The sequence below is a fragment of the Bradyrhizobium sp. HKCCYLRH2060 genome, from assembly GCF_051168135.1.
Lineage (GTDB): Bacteria > Pseudomonadota > Alphaproteobacteria > Rhizobiales > Xanthobacteraceae > Bradyrhizobium.
The window spans coordinates 1-17,508 of the sequence record NZ_JBNPUK010000012.1 but is presented as its reverse complement, the minus strand read 5'-3'; the positions used below and the strand labels follow the sequence as shown (position 1 = coordinate 17,508).

Here is a 17,508-nt window from a genome sequence, read left to right as displayed (position 1 = left end):
CGACAGGTCCCGGCTGCGCTGCTTCGTCTCAATCACGGTCGGCGATCCCTTTTCTCATGAGCGTGTTTCCGTCGTCGCCGATGAAAGGCCGAGGGCGACAGACATCGCAACGTCGTTGTAAGGGACGTCGTCGGCAGCCCGCACTCGGCTGTGCAGACTTCATCGCCGCGCTCTGATAGAGCTTGGCCATGCCAAGCTCCGGTCCGGAACAGGATGCCGCACCGCCGGCCATTCGCAAGATCATCCACATCGACATGGATGCATTCTACGCGTCGGTCGAGCAGCGGGACAATCCCGAGCTGCGCGGCAAGCCCGTGGCCGTCGGAGGCTCGCGCGAGCGCGGTGTCGTGGCAGCCGCAAGCTACGAGGCTCGGGCGTACGGCGTGCGCTCGGCAATGCCGTCGGTGACGGCAAAACGCCAGTGTCCGGACCTGATATTCGTCAAGCCTCGCTTCGAGGTCTACAAGGCCATCAGCCAGCAGATCCGCGCCATCTTCGCCCAGTACACGCCGGTCGTCGAGCCTTTGTCGCTGGACGAGGCCTATCTGGACGTCACCGAAAATCTGCAAGGCATTCCGCTGGCACGCGACATCGCCTTGCAGATCCGGGCCAAGATCAAGGCCGAGACCGGACTCAATGCCTCCGCGGGAATCTCCTACAACAAGTTCCTCGCCAAGCTGGCCTCGGACCATCGCAAACCCAATGGCCAATACGTCATCTCGCCGGAGATGGGTCCGGCCTTCGTGGAGGGGCTGCCGGTCGGCAGGTTTCACGGCATCGGCCCGGCGACCGCCGCGAAATTCAACGCGCTCGGAATTCATACCGGGCTCGACATCCGCAATCAGACCCTGCCCTTCCTCCAGCAGCACTTCGGCAAGGCCGGCCACCACTACTATTGGATCTCGCGCGGCATCGACAATCGCCCGGTCCGCGCCAATCGCATCCGCAAATCAGTCGGCGCCGAAAACACCTTCTCGACCGACCTGACCGACTTCGAACCGATGCTGGCGGAGCTGCAGCCGCTGATCGACAAGGTCTGGCAGCATTGCGAAGCCAGCGGCAACCGAGGCCGGACGGTCACCTTGAAGGTCAAGTTCGCGGACTTCGAAATCATGACGCGCAGCAGGTCCGTCGCCAACCTGGTCGCGAGCCGGGAGGACCTGGCACGCTTGTCCATTGCTCTCCTGCAGAGCGAGATGCCCCTGGCCAAGCCGGTGCGCCTCCTCGGCGTTTCGCTGTCATCCTTGCAGCAGCACGACACCGGCGTGGACGCCCAGCTTCCCTTGCTGATCTGAGGCGGGTCGGCCCCGATAGCGATCGCGACGGTCCCCGATCGTTCCAGCAACGGGACGGGTTGACAGCCGAACAACCGAGCGCTTTATTCTGCCGCACGGGGATGTGCGATCTCCCCGCGAGGCGACATGCCCAAGAATCGCGTCCTGGTCACCAAGGGCGCAGCATGTCATCATCATATACGTCCATCTCACCCGAAAAATTGTCTCGACTGATCGGCACGGCGGCCGCGCCGGCGCTCGTCGACGTGCGTATCGACGAGGATTTCGCCGCCGACCCGCGCCTCATCCCCGGCGCCGTCAGGCGTTCGCATCTCGATGTCCAGCAATGGGCGCCGAGCTTCACCGGCCAATCCGTCGTCGTGGTCTGCCAGAAAGGCAAGAAGCTCAGCGAAGGCACCGCAGCCTGGCTCCGGTGCAGCAACATCGCGGCCGAGGTCCTCGACGGCGGACACGTCAGCTGGAGGGAGGCGCAGCTCCCGACTGTGCCCGCGAACAGGATTCCCGCGAGGGACAGCCGCGGCCGCACGGTCTGGGTCACGCGATCACGTCCGAAGATCGACCGCATCGCCTGTCCATGGCTGATCCGCCGCTTCGTCGACCCCGCCGCGGTCTTCCTGTTCGTGACACCGGCCGAGGTGGAAGCGGTCGCCGAGCGCTTCCAGGCCACGGCCTTCGACGTCGAGAACGTCTTCTGGAGCCATCGCGGCGAACTTTGCACCTTCGACATCATGGTCGAAGAGTTTGGCCTGCGGACGCCGGCATTGGAGCGACTCGCCACGATCGTGCGCGCCGCGGATACGGCGCGGCTCGATCTGTCTCCCGAGGCTCCCGGACTGCTCGCGGCTTCACTCGGGCTGTCGCGAATGTACGACGACGATCTGGAGCAGTTGAGCGCAGGGCTTCTGCTCTACGACGCCTTCTACCGCTGGTGCCGCGACGCCACCAAGGAGGCGCACAACTGGCCGAACAGCAAGGTGAAGTCATGACGGACATCGCAGCATCGCGAAAACCGGTTGCGGCCGAGCACACCCATGGCATCTCCTTCAATGACGCGCTTCTGGTGTGGATCCGGGTGGCCTGTCTGAGTTTCGGCGGCCCCGCCGGCCAGATCGCGGTCATGCATCGCATCCTCGTCGAGGAGAAGAACTGGATTTCGGAGAGCCGCTTCCTGCATGCGCTGAACTACTGCATGCTGCTGCCGGGACCCGAGGCGCAGCAGCTTGCGACCTATATTGGCTGGCTGCTGCATCGGACCACCGGCGGCATCGTTGCGGGCACGCTCTTCATCCTGCCGGGCATTTTCGCCATCATGGGCCTCAGCTACATCTATGCAGCCTATGGCCATGTCGGCGTCGTCGACGCCTTGTTCTTCGGCCTCAAGGCGGCGGTGCTGGCGATCGTGATCCAGGCCGTGGTCCGCGTCGGCAAGCGCGCGCTACGCAATCGGATCATGATCGGACTGGCGGCGGCGGCGTTCGTCGCGATCTTCTTCTTCGGGGCGCCGTTTCCGACCATCATCATTGCCGCCGGAGTCATCGGCTTCGTCGCTGCCCGCCTCGGCCGGCCGGAGTTCGCAGCCCTCGAGCACGGCGGCAAGAACGCCGGCGCGATCGACAGCATGCTCGGCGAAGCCGTGCCGGATCACGTCCGTCCGAACGCGTCGCGCGCGCTGCGGGTGGCGGCCGTCTGGCTCGCGATCTGGCTCGTCCCCGTCTTCGCCCTGCTGACCCTGCTCGGGCCGAACGACGTCTTCGGTCAGATCGCGATCTTCTTCAGCAAGATGGCGATGGTGACGTTCGGCGGCGCCTACGCCGTGCTCGCCTACGTCGCGCAACAGGCCGCGGAGTACTATCACTGGGTTGCTCCGCGCGAGATGCTCGACGGCCTCGGCATGGCGGAGACGACTCCCGGTCCCCTGATCATGGTCGTCCAGTTCGTGGGCTTCATGGCCGCGTTCCGCGGGGCGAGCGGGCTGTCTCCCATGCTCGCCGGCACACTGGGCGGACTGCTGGCGACGTGGGTGACGTTCGCGCCCTGCTTTCTCTGGATCTTCGTCGGCGCCCCCTACATCGAGGCGCTGCGGGGAAACAAGGCGCTCGCCGGCGCGCTCTCGGCGATCACGGCCGCCGTCGTCGGCGTGATCCTCAATCTCTCGATCTGGTTCGCGCTGCACACCCTCTTCCGCGAGACCTTTCCGATCCATGGATTTGGACTGTCATTCGACGCGCCCCGGCCGATGAGCATCGACCTGCCGGCCGTCGTCTTGTCGATTGCGGCCGCCACGGCCATTTTCCGCTTCAACGCGGGAATGCTCGTCGTGCTCGCCGCCTCGTGCATCGCGGGCATGCTGATGCGCTTTGCAGGCGTCATCTGAGAGCACGCTGCGACGGAATATGGGGCAGTGCCAGACCAAAAGGAGCGAACGATGAGAAGCACGATCTGGAGTCTGTTGGGCCTCGGCGCCTGCCTCCTCGCACACGGCGCCGGACCGATCGTCTCGACGGCGCGAGCACAGGACATCGATTGGCAGAAGGTCGACGAGACATTGGGCCGGAAGCCGTCCGTGACGGGAGACGTCCGCCGGTACGGCTTCCCGCGCACCGATCTCTCGGTGACCCTGGACGGCGTAACCATCAGGCCGGCGCTCGCGCTCGGCGGCTGGGTCGCGTTCAAGCCGGCGCATGGCGGCACCATGATCATGGGCGATCTCGTCCTGCTGGAATCAGAGGTCAATCCGGTGATGGCGAAGATGATCGCCGGCGGGCTCGAAATCAGCGCCGTGCACAACCATCTGCTCCGCGCGAGCCCAGCAACGTCCTACATGCATGTCGTCGGTCATGGAGATCCGGTCAAACTCGCGTCCGCCATCCGCGACGCCCTCGCCGACAGCAAGACACCGTTGACGGTTGCGGCATCGCCGACCACGCCGCCACCGGCCATCGATCTCGACACGGCCCAGCTCGATCAGATCCTGACGGTCAAAGGACAGGCCAATGGCGGGGTCTATCAGTTCAGCGTGCCGCGACGCGATCCCATTGTCGAGGGCGGACTATCCTTGTCTCCCGTCGCGTCGATGGGCGTCGCGACGGGCATCAACTTCCAGCCGACCGGCGCAGGCAAGGCCGCCGTCACCGGCGACTTCGTACTGAGCGGGGAGGAGGTGAACCCCGTGATCCGGACGCTCCGTGCCCACGGCATCGAGGTCACGGCGCTGCATAGTCACATGCTGGACGAACACCCCCGCATCTTCTTCATGCACTTCTGGGCGAATGATGATGCGATCAAGCTCGCCAAGGGTTTGCGGGCGGCGCTCGACAAGACGGCAAGCACCAAGAGCTAAGAGCAAAGGAGGAAAGGCGCGGTCCGAGAGTGTGCGGGCCTTGCTCTGCCGGCAGATGCGGCAACCTTCCGGTCTGGCCCACCTGCAACGGCCGCGCATGCGTGAGACGCCGATCGGTGGCAAGGCGACGCGCTGCCGGAGTCCATGCGAGCTCTCTGGTGGTGGTACCGAAGATTGGGGATGGGGGCAGATCCCGTCCCTCGACCCACGCGCGATCCTATGGCAAGTCTGGACGACGCCGATGTGGCGCAGCCGGATGTCGTGATGCCGTCGAAGCAGGACTGGACGCTCGCTTTCCCGCCGTTGCGACAACTGCCGGAGGAGATCTTCGCGCAGTTGCGCGAGGCCAGCCTTATCGTCGAGCTTCCGGAAGGCAGCCGGATTTTCGGCCCCGGTCAGGCGCCGGATTCCTTTCTGCTGCTGCTGGACGGGACCATCCGCGTGCAGCAGACGTCCGAGTCCGGCCGCGAGATCGTGCTCTACCGCGTCCAGGCAGGCGAAAGCTGCGCGCTGACCACGGCCTGCCTGATGGGTTACGAGGAATACCAGGCCGAGGGGATCGCGGAGACCCGGATCCGTGCCGTGGCGATCCCGCGCGCGCTGTTCGACCGGCTGATCGCCAACTCGCGCGAATTCCGACAGTTCGTCTTCACCGCGTTCAGCCGCCGCGTCACCAATCTCTTCCGCATCATCGAGGAAGTCGCGTTCGAGCGGATCGATGTGCGGCTCGCGCAGAAGCTTCTGGATCTCGCGGGGACAAAGCAGCAGATCGCTGCAACGCATCAGGAGCTCGCCAACGAGCTCGGCAGCGCACGCGAGGTCATCAGCCGGCAGCTCAATGAATTCGCGCGGCGCGGCTGGTTGCGAATGGCTCGCGGAATCGTCGAGATCACTGACAGACCGGCGCTTGTCCACCTGGCCCAGCATGGCTAGGAACCGGCGTCTCTTGGTGACTTAGTTACATACCCGCGCTGTGTCCCGCTCTATCGTCTGCATCATCGCAAGCCAAAGGGGAGCGCGACATGACACAGAACATTGGCAAGATCGACCGGCTGCTCAGGATCATCGTCGGACTGGCGATCCTCAGTCTGACGGTCGTAGGACCGCACACCCTGTGGGGCCTTCTGGGCCTGATCCCGCTCGGCACCGCACTGATCGGCTGGTGCCCGCCCTACGCGATGCTCGGCATCAATACATGCGGAACGAAATCCAATTCGATGTCTTAGACCGCGCAGGACGACAAACGCGCCGTGGGCGGCGATGCCGCTCCGGAGCCAAATCGTGGAGCAGCAGCCATGTCCTATCGAATCGATTCCTATCCAATCGATCTCCGCATGCAGCCGAAGGTGGCCGGATTTTTCGATCCTGACACCAGCACGATCAGCTACGTGGTGAAGGATCCGTCATCGCCGTCCTGCGCGATCGTCGATCCCGTCCTCGACATCGACTACGCGGCCGGCCGCATCAGCACCCGCTCCGCCGACATGCTGATCGACTACGTGAAGATCAACGGCCTCAGGCCGGAGTGGCTGATCGAAACGCATGCGCATGCCGACCATCTCTCTGCTGCGCCCTACATCCAGGACAAGCTCGGCGGCAAGATCGGCATCGGCGAGCATATCCTGACCGTGCAGGAGACCTTCGGCAAGGTCTTCAACGAGGGCACGGAGTTTCGTCGCGACGGCAGCCAGTTCGACCGGCTGTTCAAGGATGGCGACACCTATCAGGTGGGGCAGATGACGGCCTTCGTGATGCACACGCCCGGCCATACGCCGGCCTGTGCCACACATGTGATGGGCGATGCCGCTTTCGTCGGCGACACCTTGTTCATGCCGGACGGGGGAACGGCGCGGGCCGACTTTCCAGGCGGCAATGCGCGCACGCTGTACCGCTCGATCCGGAAGATCCTTGAGACGCTGCCGCGCGAGACCCGGCTGTTCATATGTCACGACTATGCCCCCGACGACCGCGCGGTGCGCTGGGAAACGACCGTCGGCGAGGAGCGGCTCCGCAACATCCACGCCCGAGACGGGATGACCGAGAACGAGTTCGTCGCGCTCCGCGAGGCCCGCGACAAGACGCTCGGCATGCCGCGCCTGATCATTCCATCGCTGCAGGTCAATATCCGCGCCGGACATCTGCCTCCGGCGGACGCGACGGGAAAGACATTCCTGAAGGTACCGATCAACGTACTTTGAGAACCACTCGCTTTGCTCACCCGATGCGGGTTTGTCCGCAAGTTCGCGGCGTCACGAAGATGTCAGTTGCCAACAGCGGTCGGTCTGCGCGACCAGTCCAGACTGGAGAAGATGATCCACGATGAGACGTGCTGAGCTCGAGATGCCCGCGATGACACGCCGCCTGATGGCGGCGCTGATTGCGCTCGTTTTGAGTCTGGCGCCTCTGCTCGGAACCTTCGAGGTAGCAACGGCCGACGCCGGCGCCGGTGTGCACCAATGGTCCCGAACGACCACCAGCGCGCCCAAGCCATGCAGGAAGGCCGTCATCCCGGGCATGATCAACACGTGTCCGTTTGCCGCGGCGGGTCTGACTGCCGTCCCCGCGAGCGACAGTGGGGCGGCACAGCCGGTTGCCGCGTCCCGGACGCTGTCCTGGCGCCCCTATGACGAGGCGCTGACGACGCAATGCGACGCGTCCTCGCCCTACCGTCCCCCCTGTCGCCACGCCTGATCCTTCCGTCGTCATCGGCTCGCGGGCCGCGTAACGTCGTGACTTGAGCGGACGAATATCCACCATCGATCGTGCGTCGTGCAGGTCGGCTTAAGGTGCCCATTGCCAGGCGCGCCTTGCGCCGGGTCGCGCAGCGCAACTGCCACCGCAACGCACGATCAGCGCGCGGGAGATCATCATGTCCATCCGTCATCTTGGCCGGCTCGCATGGCTGCTCGGCCTGCTCCATCTTGCGGCGACGACCGCTGTCGCGGGCGAATTGCGACCGCAGGCGAACGTCGACACGCGCCTGCTGGTCGGCGACGTCACGCGAGCAGACAGCGGCCCGGCCGCGGCATGGGCCGGACTGGATGTCAGGCTGGATGCAGGCTGGCACACCTATTGGCGCTCGCCCGGCGACGCCGGCGCGCCGCCCGAATTCGACTGGACCGGCTCGCGCAACGTCGCCGATGTCACCGTCGAATGGCCGGCACCGAGCCGCTTCAGCGAGCAGGATATCGACACGTTCGGCTATGCCGAGCACGTGCTGTTTCCGTTGCGCGTGCGGCTCGAGGATGGCGCGGCGCCCGCGCATCTCACGCTGAAAACCGTGCTGTTCGTCTGCTCGGTCATCTGCACCCAGCAGGAGGCCCATCTCGAGGCCGACATCCCCGCCGTGTCGCGCCGGCCGAACGATCAGGCGCTGATCGACGAATGGCGGCAGAGCGTCCCGCGCGCGAGCGCGCCCGGGCTTTCCATCACGGCGTTGCGCATCGATCGGCAACCAAAGCCGCACCTGCAGCTCGAGGCGCATGCGACGCCGCCACTGCACGCGCCCGACGTCTTCCTTGATGGGAACGACGCCGTGTCCGGCGGCCGTCCCCAGGTGAGCCCGATGTCGGACGGCGGCGTCCGGATCACCGTACCGGTGCAAGGCCTCGATCAGGCCGGTCCGGTGCAACGTCTGCGGGTCACCCTGGTCGATGGCGATCGATCGATCGAAGCCATGCTTCCGGTGGATGCCGATCAAGCTGCTCGCGCTTCTGCGGCCAAAGCAGCCACAGCGGCACCGCGTCCTTCGGCGGCATCGATCTGGGCCATGCTCGGCGTGGCCCTGCTCGGCGGCTTCATCCTCAACTTCATGCCATGCGTGTTTCCGGTGTTATCGTTGAAGCTCGTTTCGCTGGTCGATCACGATCCCGCACGCGCGCCCTCGCCGCGCCGGGCATTCCTGGCGACGGCGGCCGGCATCGTCGCCTCATTCGTGACCCTTGCCACCGTCCTCTCCGCGCTCAAGGCCGCGGGCGCCGAAGTCGGCTGGGGCCTGCAGTTTCAGCAGCCAGCTTTCCTCATCGCGATGATCATCGTGCTCGCCGCATTCGGTGCCAACCTGCTCGGCCTGTTCGAGATCGGCCTGCCGTGGTGGATCGCCGGCCGCCTTGGCAACGCCGCGAGCCACAGGACGATGGCAGGTCATGCCATCAACGGCTTCGTCATGACGCTGCTGGCCACGCCGTGCTCGGCGCCGTTCGTCGGCACCGCCGTTGCCTTTGCGCTGTCGCAGGCCGCGCCGCAGATCCTGCTGGTGTTCACCACGCTCGGGCTCGGCATGGCCGCGCCCTATCTGTGTCTGGCTGCAGCGCCAAGCCTTGCCGCACTCTTCCCGCGGCCCGGCCGCTGGATGCTGAAGCTGCGCGCCGTCGCAGCGGCCGCGATGGCGGCGACCGCGCTATGGCTGCTGACGGTGCTCGCCGACATCAGTGGCGCGGCGACTGCGGCCGTCCTCGCCGCTGCGCTGCTGGTCCCCACGCTGATCATGGCGGCGCTCCGTTTCCCGTTGCGGCGAACGATCGCTGGAGCCGGCCTCGCCGGCATGATCGGACTAACGCTGATCGCCGCCACCTCCATTAAGCAGCCGGATGGCGGAAGCCGACCGGCCGGAATCGCCTGGCAGCCGCTGGTGCCCGCCGAGATCGCGGCACAGGTGCGCGCCGGTCGCACGGTCTTCGTCGATGTCGGCGCCAGCTGGTGCGTCACCTGCAAGGTGAACGAGAAGCTCGTGCTCGACAGCACGGCCGTGCGCGGTCGCCTTGCGTCGGGTGTCGTTGCCGTCAGGGGCGACTGGACCTCCCCCAGCGATGCGATCGCGACCTATCTGCGATCCTTCGGCCGCTACGGCCTGCCGTTCAACGCCGTGTTCGGCCCGGGCGCTCCCGCCGGCATCGTGCTGCCCGAACTACTGACTCCACAGATCGTGCTCGACGCGATCGACACCGCCTCAACCACCCCTCATCAGGAGAACGACAAGACATGACCACGAAGACCTTCGCCGCATCGATCGCGACGCTGCTGCTGCTCGCCACGGCGATCCTGCCGATCCAGGCCCGCGCCGAGGACGACGACACCGACATTCTGAGCGAAGCGCGCATCCTGCACGATCCCGCCATCCCCGCTGTCGGAAACGCCGAGGGCGACATCACGATCGTCGAGTATTTCGACTATCAGTGCCCGTATTGCCGCAAGATCAGCCCGGAGCTCGCCAAGGTGGTTCGCGACGACGGTCACGTCCGGCTCGTCTTCAAGGATTGGCCGATCTTCGGCGGCGCCTCGATCTACGCGGCCCGCCTCACCCTGGCGGCGAGATATCAGGACAAGTTCGCCGAGGCGCACGAGGCGCTGATCTCGCTGCGCGAGAAGCTGTCGGAAGCCAAGGTCGATGCGGCGCTCAGCGGCGCCGGAATCGATCTGGCCCGCGCCAAGGCCGACCTCGCGGCCAAGCACGCCGACATCGACGCCGTGCTCGCGCGCAATCACGAGCAGGCCACGGGCCTCGGCTTCCGCGGCACGCCGGCCTTCATCATCGGCCATTTCCGTATCCCCGGCGTCCCCAATGCCCAGGCTTTCAAGCAGGCCATTGCGGATGCCCGCGCGGCTGCATCCGCCAAGTGAGCGGGCCCCTGGCGCTCGCCACGGACACGCCGCGCCCCCAAGGTGCGGCTCAGTGGAGGGTGCAAGGGTTAGGGTGATCTCGTTCCAGACGTCTGGGACAGCGAGGCTCCCTGATGCTTTCCGCGATGGAGCGAGGTCCTGATGCGGTCGGCCACCGCGGTCAGGCCGATCTCGGTATCAGTGAGGCGGTCGCCGCGGCCGCCGATCCCGCCGACATTCCCACTGCCCCAAATCGATGCTACCAAGCCCAGATCGCCTGCCCGATCCATGCCGAGGATGCATCGATGTTCGACCTCAACCAGCTGCGCTGCTTCGTCACCGTGGCCGAGGAGCTGCATTTCGGCCGCGCCGCGATCCGGCTCAACATGACGCAGCCGCCGCTGTCGCGGCAGATCCAGGTGCTGGAGCACATCATCGATGCGGTGCTGCTCGAGCGCACCAGCCGCTCGGTGAAGCTGACGCCGGCGGGCCGCAGCTTCCTGCCGGAGGCACGGCGCATCCTGAAGATGGCCGAGAGCGCCGCCCAGGTGGCGCAGCGCATTGCCAGCGGCAAGAGCGGCTCGCTCAAGATCGGCTTCACCGCGGCCGCGGCCTACAGCTTCCTGCCCGATCTGGTCGCCGCCTGCCGCAGCGAGCTTCCAGAAGCCGATCTGTCGCTGAAGGAGATGGTCTCCGGCGACCAGATCGAGGCGCTCGCCTCCGGCCAGATCGACGCCGGCCTGCTGCGGCCGCCGATCGCGCGCCCCGAATTCGCCACCCGCCGCGTCGTCGCCGAGCCGCTCTGCGCCGCGCTGCCGCGCCGCCATCGTCTCGCCTCCGCCGAGAGCGTGTCGATCCGTGATTTCGACGGCCAGAACTTCATCATGTATTCGCAGACCGAGGCGCGCTATTTCCACGATCTCCTGGTGTCGCAGTTCATGCGCGCCGAGGTGCTGCCGCGCTACGTGCAGCATCTGAGCCAGATCCATTCCATCCTGGCGATGGTGCGCGCCGGCCTCGGGCTTGCGATCGTGCCCGAAGCGGCCTCCAGCCTGAAGATCGCCGATGTCCGGCTGCGGCCGCTGAAGCTGCGCAATCCGACGCCGGCCGAGCTGTTCCTGGTCTGGCGGCGCGATCTCGACAATCCGCTGCTGCCGGCACTGGTCGATCTGGCCGGCAATCTCGCCGTCAAGCCGGTCGAGGATTGATACCCGATCCACATCAATCAATACCGTCATTGGCTTGGACCGGCATCGAACTTGGTCCTACGACATCGCCCGGGGAATGCGCGCCGGCGCCTGCCGCGCCCGTTCCCAAGGACATTCGTGAAGGACCCGCGCGATGAGCAAGATGACCCCGACGGAAATGGCTGCGAAGATCGGCAGCGGCCTGCTCTCCTTCCCCGTGACGCCGTTCAAGGCCGACTATTCGTTCGACGAGGCCACCTATCGCGCCAACATGGACTGGCTGTGCGGCTACGACGTCGCCGGCCTGTTCGCCGCCGGCGGCACCGGCGAGTTCTTCTCGCTGACGGCGGCCGAGGTGCCTGAAGTCGTGCGGGTCGCGGTCGAGGAGACCAAGGGCCGCGTGCCCGTGCTCGCCGGCACCGGCTATGGCACCGCGATCGCCCGCGAGATCGCCATCGGTGCCGAGAAGGCCGGCGCCGACGGCCTCCTGCTGCTGCCGCCCTATCTGATGCATGCCGAGCAGGACGGCCTCGCCGCCCATGTCGAGGCGATCTGCAAGTCGGTCAAGATCGGCGTCATCGTCTATAACCGCGACAACGCCATCCTGCAGCCGGATACGCTGGCGCGGCTGTGCGAGCGCTGCCCGAACCTGGTCGGCTACAAGGACGGCATCGGCGACATCGAGCTGATGACCCGGGTGTACAGCAAGATGGGCGACCGCCTGACCTATATCGGCGGCCTGCCGACGGCCGAGACCTTCGCTCTGCCCTATCTCGACATGGGCGTGACCACCTACTCCTCGGCGGTGTTCAACTTCGTGCCGGAATTCGCCACGAACTTCTATGCCGCAGTGCGCAAGCGCGACCACGCCACGATCCATGCCGGATTGAAGGATTTCATTTTGCCGCTGATCGCGATACGCAACCGCAAGAAGGGCTACGCGGTCTCGATCATCAAGGCCGGCATGAAGGTGATCGGCCGCGACTCCGGCCCGGTCCGCCTGCCGCTGACCGACCTCACCGAGGCCGAGATGGCCGAGCTGACCGCGCTGGTGAAGGCGCTGCCGGGCGCCGTGACGGCGCAGCAGGCGGCGGAGTGATTTCGCAGTCATTCCGGGGCAAGGCCGCAAGGCCTTGAACCCGGAATCTCGAAGTTGATGGAAAAGAAGCGGCGCAAGCCAATCTCTGGATTCCGGGTTCAGCCCTGACGGGCTGCCCCGGAATGACGGAGGTAAGAAGACGAGGAGGAGCACATGAGTCACGACGCCACCCGCGCGGACATCTCCGGGGCGCCGGTCGTCACCGGCATGGAGGTCATTCCGGTCGCAGGCCGTGACAGCATGCTGCTCAATCTCTCAGGCGCGCATGGGCCGTTCTTCACCCGCAACATCGTCATCCTGACCGACAATGCCGGCCACACCGGCGTCGGCGAGGTGCCGGGCGGCGAGAAGATCCGGCAGACCTTGGAAGATGCGAAGAGCCTGATCGTTGGCCAGAGCATCGGCGCCTGCAACACGATCCTCGCGACGATGCGCACCGCCTTCGCCGACCGCGACGCCGGGGGCCGCGGCAAGCAGACTTTTGATTTGCGCGTGATGATCCACGCCGTGACCGCAGTGGAATCGGCGCTGCTCGATCTCTTGGGTCAGCATCTCGGCCTGCCGGTGGCGGCGCTGCTCGGCGAAGGCCAGCAGCGCGCATCGGTCGAAGCGCTCGGCTATCTGTTCTTCATCGGCGACCGCCGCAAGACCGACCTGCCCTACGCCACCGGCGAGGGCGAGAAGGATGGCTGGTATACGCTGCGACATCAGGAGGCGATGACACCCGAGGCCGTGGTGCGGCTCGCCGAAGCGACGCATGAGGCTTATGGCTTCGCTGACTTCAAGCTGAAGGGCGGTGTGCTCGCGGGCGAAGCCGAGATCGAGGCGGTGACCGCGATCGCGAAACGCTTCCCGCAGGCGCGCGTCACGCTCGATCCCAACGGCGCGTGGTCGCTGGATGAGGCGATCCGCCTCTGCAAGGACATGCATGGCATCCTTGCCTATGCCGAGGATCCCTGCGGCGCCGAGGCCGGCTTCTCCGGCCGCGAGATCATGGCCGAATTCCGCCGCGCCACCGGCCTGCCGACCGCCACCAACATGATCGCCACGGACTGGCGGCAGCTCAGTCATGCGCTGCGCCTCGGCGCGGTCGACATTCCCCTGGCCGATCCCCATTTCTGGACCATGCAGGGCTCGGTGCGCGTCGCCCAGACCTGCCGCGACAATGGCCTGACCTGGGGTTCACACTCCAACAACCATTTCGACATTTCGCTGGCGATGTTCACCCATGTCGCGGCCGCCGCACCGGGCAAGGTCACAGCGATCGACACCCACTGGATCTGGCAGGACGGCCAGGCGCTGACCAGGCAGCCGCTGCAGATCAAGGCCGGCAAGATCGCGGTGCCCGAGCAACCCGGGCTCGGCATCGAGGTTGACCGCGACGCCATCGAAAAGGCTCATGCGCTGTACAAGAGCCACGGGCTCGGCGCACGCGACGACGCCGTCGCAATGCAGTATCTGATCCCCGGCTGGACCTTCGACGACAAGCGCCCCTGTCTCGTGCGATGACGGCGGCGATCGGTTAGATTGTCCGAGCAATCGCGCAAAGTCTGGAGAACAACATGAACGCGATCCTCAAGAATTTCATCGCCGGCGAATGGGTCGACGGCAGCGGGGTGACCCGCAACATCAACCCCTCGAACACCAACGACGTCGTCGGCGAATACGCCAAGGCCGACAAGGCGCAGACCGAAAAGGCGGTCGCCGCCGCCAAGGCCGCCTTCCCCGCCTGGTCGCGCTCGACCCCGCAGGAACGCTACGACGCGCTGAACAAGATCTCGGCGGAGATCCTGTCGCGCAAGGAAGAGCTCGGCCGCCTGCTCGCCCGCGAGGAAGGCAAGACCCTGCCGGAGGGCATCGGCGAGGTCGCCCGCGCCGGCCAGATCTTTGCGTTCTTTGCCGGCGAGGCGCTGCGCCTGACCGGCGAGAAGGGCGCCTCGATCCGTCCGGGTCTCGACGTCGAGATCACCCGCGAGGCCGTCGGCGTCGTCGGCATGATCACGCCCTGGAATTTCCCGATCGCGATCCCCGCCTGGAAGATCGCGCCCGCGCTCTGCTACGGCAACACGGTGGTGTTCAAGCCGGCCGAGCTGGTGCCCGGCTCCGCGCATGCGCTGTCCGAGATCATCGCCCGCTCCGGCCTTCCCGCCGGCGTGTTCAACCTCGTCGTCGGCTCCGGCTCGGTGGTCGGCCAGACCCTGCTCGAGCACCCGGACGTTGCCGCGATCTCGTTCACGGGCTCGGTCGGCACGGGCCGCAAGATCGCGCAGGCCTGCGTGCTGTCAACCCCGATGAAGAAATTTCAGCTCGAGATGGGCGGCAAGAACCCGCTGGTCGTGCTCGACGATGCCGACGTCAAGGTCGCGGTCGAAGCCGCCGCCAACGGCGCCTATTTCTCCACCGGCCAGCGCTGCACGGCCTCCTCGCGCCTGATCGTCACCGAGGGCATTCACGACAAGTTCGTTGAAGCGCTGACGGAACGTCTGAAGGGCCTCGTCGTCGACGACGCCGTCAAGCAGGGCACCCATATCGGCCCGGTGGTCGACGGCAATCAGCTCGAGCAGGACCAGCGCTATCTCAAGATCGGCCAGGACGAAGGCGCCAAGCTGACCTGGGGCGGCGAGCTTCTGAACCGCGAGACCCCCGGCTTCTATATGCAGCCGGCGCTGTTCACCGAAGCCACCAACACCATGCGCATCGCCCGCGAGGAGATCTTCGGACCGGTCGCCTGCGTCATCCGCGCCAAGAACTACGACGAGGCGCTGGCGATCGCCAACGACACCGAGTTCGGCCTCGCGGCGGGCGTCTGCACCACCAGCCTGAAATACGCCTCGCACTTCAAGCGCAACAGCGAGGCCGGCATGGTGATGGTCAACCTGCCGACCGCCGGCGTCGACTACCACGTCCCGTTCGGCGGCCGCAAAGGCTCGAGCTACGGCGCCCGCGAGCAGGGCTCCTACGCCCGCGAGTTCTACACCACGGTGAAGACGGCCTACACCTTCCCGGTGTGAGCCCTCATCATTGCGAGCGAATGAGATCGCGGCAGAGGCGGTCTGCTCCCTCTCCCCGTTCTTACGGGGAGAGGGCTGGGGTGAGGGGCAGCCGCACGGACAGTCTCCGCGGCGAGCCCCCCTCACCCGGATTGCTTCTCCGATGCAATCCGACCTCTCCCTGCGGGAGAGGTGAAGAGAGAGCTGTAGGGTGGGCAAAGGCGCGACAGCGCCGTGCCCACCGACAGTCGACCAAGACGAAAGACGGTGGGCACGCTTCGCTTTGCCCACCTTACGGAGCACAACGGAGCCAGCATGAACCAGCAGGTCGTGAACCAGGAGCCCCGCATCATCAAGCTCAACGCGCGCGACAATGTCGCGATCGTGGTGAACGATTTCGGCCTGCCTGCCGGCACCAGATTTCCCGACGGCCTGACGCTGAGGAGCTTCGTCCCGCAGGGCCACAAGACCGCACTGATCGACATCGCCGAGGGTGGGCCGATCGTCCGCTACGGCGAGATCATCGGCACTGCGAAGTCGCCGATCGGAGCCGGCGAATGGGTCGACGAGGCCCGCATCGATATGCCGGAGGCTCCTGCCCTCGACAAGCTGGAGATTTCGACCGCCGTCCCGGCGCCGCTGCCGCCGCTCGACGGCTACACCTTCGAAGGCTATCGCAACGCCGACGGCTCGGTCGGCACCCGCAACGTGCTCGGCATCTCGACCTCGGTCCAATGCGTCAAGGGTACGCTCGAATTCGCGATCAAGCGCATCAAGAGCGAGCTGCTGCCGAAGTACCCCAATGTCGATGACGTCGTCGCGCTCACCCACGCCTATGGCTGCGGCGTCGCGATCACGGCGCCAGATGCCGTGGTGCCGATCCGAACCCTGCAGAACCTCGCACTGAACCCGAATTTTGGCGGCGAGATCCTGGTCGTCGGCCTCGGCTGCGAGAAGCTCGCGCCGGAGCGGCTGCTGCCGGAAGGCACGGAAGACTCGATCGTGCGCATGCAGGACGAAGCCTTCGACGGCTTCGGCGCCATCGTGGACGCCATCATGATCCAGGCCGACCGTCGCCTCGCCGAGCTCAACAAGCGCAAGCGCGAGACCTGCCCGGCGTCCGATCTGGTGATCGGCCTGCAATGCGGCGGCAGCGACGCGTTCTCCGGCGTGACCGCCAATCCCGCCGTCGGCTTCGCCGCGGACCTGCTGGTGCGCGCCGGCGCGACCGTGATGTTCTCGGAAGTCACGGAAGTCCGCGATGCCATCCAGCTGCTCACCCGCCGCGCCATCAACGAGGAGGTCGGCCGCGCGCTGATCCGCGAGATGGACTGGTACGACGCGTATCTGGCGCGCGGCGGCGCCGATCGCAGCGCCAACACGACGCCCGGCAACAAGAAGGGCGGGCTCGCCAACATCGTCGAGAAGTCGCTCGGCTCGATCGTGAAGTCCGGCTCCGGCCCCATCCATGGCGTGCTGGCTCCGGGCGAGAAGGCCAAGCAGAAGGGCATGCTGTTCGCGGCGACGCCGGCGAGCGACTTCATCTGCGGCACCTTGCAGCTCGCCTCCGGCATGACCCTCCAGGTCTTCACCACCGGCCGCGGCACGCCTTACGGCCTTGCCGCCGCCCCAGTCATCAAGGTCGCGACCCGCAGCGAGCTCGCGCGGCGCTGGAAAGACCTCATCGACTTCGATGCCGGCCGCATCGCCACCGGCGAGATGACCATCGAGGAGACCGGCTGGGAGCTGTTCAAGCTGATCCTCGACGTCGCCTCCGGCCGCACCAAGCCATGGTCGGACCGCTGGGGCATCCACAACGATCTGACGCTGTTCAATCCGGCTCCGGTGACCTGAGGGAGCAACATCGCTCATCCTGATATGGCGATGATTTCGCTCAGACCTGTCCCCGTCATTGCGAGCAGAGTGTTTAGCCCGGAGACATAGCTTACACCTGTTCGGGGACATGGTTGACACTTTTGGGGTCACGCAAATCGATCGC

The 17,508-nt window shown here is 66.0% G+C and carries 15 protein-coding genes; all 15 read left to right on the top strand.

What is annotated here, in order from left to right:
* The first annotated feature begins 188 nt into the window (after positions 1 to 188).
* The 15 genes from dinB (at position 189) to garD (ending at position 17,363) form a co-directional block, all read left to right on the top strand.
* Positions 189 to 1,295 (top strand): DNA polymerase IV, encoded by a 1,107-nt coding sequence (gene dinB / locus ACQR10_RS22360; protein ID WP_434864179.1) that lies wholly within the window; start codon positions 189 to 191, stop codon positions 1,293 to 1,295.
* Positions 1,296 to 1,459: 164 nt separating this feature from the next.
* Entirely contained in the window at positions 1,460 to 2,281 is an 822-nt protein-coding gene (locus tag ACQR10_RS22355) for a chromate resistance protein ChrB domain-containing protein (protein WP_434864180.1), read from the top strand.
* Complete coding sequence (gene chrA, locus ACQR10_RS22350) at positions 2,278 to 3,669, top strand: chromate efflux transporter (protein ID WP_434864181.1); 1,392 nt, start codon at positions 2,278 to 2,280, stop codon at positions 3,667 to 3,669. Before ACQR10_RS22355 ends, chrA begins: the two co-directional genes overlap by 4 nt.
* 51 nt (positions 3,670 to 3,720) lie before the next feature.
* Positions 3,721 to 4,635: a DUF1259 domain-containing protein gene (locus ACQR10_RS22345; protein WP_434864182.1), complete on the top strand. Its 915-nt coding sequence runs from the start codon at positions 3,721 to 3,723 to the stop codon at positions 4,633 to 4,635.
* 264 nt (positions 4,636 to 4,899) lie between these two features.
* On the top strand, positions 4,900 to 5,568 hold the full coding sequence (locus ACQR10_RS22340; protein WP_434864188.1) for a Crp/Fnr family transcriptional regulator: 669 nt from the start codon (positions 4,900 to 4,902) through the stop codon (positions 5,566 to 5,568).
* Between the two features lie 89 nt (positions 5,569 to 5,657).
* On the top strand, positions 5,658 to 5,861 hold the full coding sequence (locus tag ACQR10_RS22335) for a YgaP family membrane protein (protein ID WP_315802014.1): 204 nt from the start codon (positions 5,658 to 5,660) through the stop codon (positions 5,859 to 5,861).
* Positions 5,862 to 5,930: 69 nt separating this feature from the next.
* Positions 5,931 to 6,833: an MBL fold metallo-hydrolase gene (locus ACQR10_RS22330; RefSeq protein ID WP_434864183.1), complete on the top strand. Its 903-nt coding sequence runs from the start codon at positions 5,931 to 5,933 to the stop codon at positions 6,831 to 6,833.
* Between the two features lie 121 nt (positions 6,834 to 6,954).
* Positions 6,955 to 7,326: a hypothetical protein gene (locus ACQR10_RS22325; RefSeq protein WP_316217796.1), complete on the top strand. Its 372-nt coding sequence runs from the start codon at positions 6,955 to 6,957 to the stop codon at positions 7,324 to 7,326.
* 178 nt (positions 7,327 to 7,504) lie between these two features.
* On the top strand, positions 7,505 to 9,619 hold the full coding sequence (locus ACQR10_RS22320) for a protein-disulfide reductase DsbD family protein (protein WP_434864184.1): 2,115 nt from the start codon (positions 7,505 to 7,507) through the stop codon (positions 9,617 to 9,619).
* Positions 9,616 to 10,254, top strand: a complete 639-nt coding sequence (locus ACQR10_RS22315; RefSeq protein WP_434864185.1) for a DsbA family protein — start codon at positions 9,616 to 9,618, stop codon at positions 10,252 to 10,254. Before ACQR10_RS22320 ends, ACQR10_RS22315 begins: the two co-directional genes overlap by 4 nt.
* A gap of 284 nt (positions 10,255 to 10,538) precedes the next feature.
* Positions 10,539 to 11,441 carry a LysR substrate-binding domain-containing protein gene (locus ACQR10_RS22310; RefSeq protein WP_434864189.1) on the top strand — a complete coding sequence of 301 codons (903 nt, stop codon included), beginning with the start codon at positions 10,539 to 10,541 and terminating at the stop codon, positions 11,439 to 11,441.
* Positions 11,442 to 11,574: 133 nt separating this feature from the next.
* The gene (gene kdgD, locus ACQR10_RS22305) at positions 11,575 to 12,519 is read left to right on the top strand and encodes a 5-dehydro-4-deoxyglucarate dehydratase (RefSeq protein WP_434864186.1); all 945 of its coding nucleotides are present in this window, start codon (positions 11,575 to 11,577) and stop codon (positions 12,517 to 12,519) included.
* 153 nt (positions 12,520 to 12,672) lie between these two features.
* Entirely contained in the window at positions 12,673 to 14,028 is a 1,356-nt protein-coding gene (gene gudD / locus ACQR10_RS22300; RefSeq protein WP_434864187.1) for a glucarate dehydratase, read from the top strand.
* A 53-nt stretch (positions 14,029 to 14,081) separates the two neighbouring features.
* Entirely contained in the window at positions 14,082 to 15,530 is a 1,449-nt protein-coding gene (locus ACQR10_RS22295) for an aldehyde dehydrogenase family protein (protein WP_315802006.1), read from the top strand.
* A 294-nt stretch (positions 15,531 to 15,824) separates the two neighbouring features.
* The gene (gene garD, locus ACQR10_RS22290; protein ID WP_316217802.1) at positions 15,825 to 17,363 is read left to right on the top strand and encodes a galactarate dehydratase; all 1,539 of its coding nucleotides are present in this window, start codon (positions 15,825 to 15,827) and stop codon (positions 17,361 to 17,363) included.
* Positions 17,364 to 17,508: the final 145 nt, after the last annotated feature.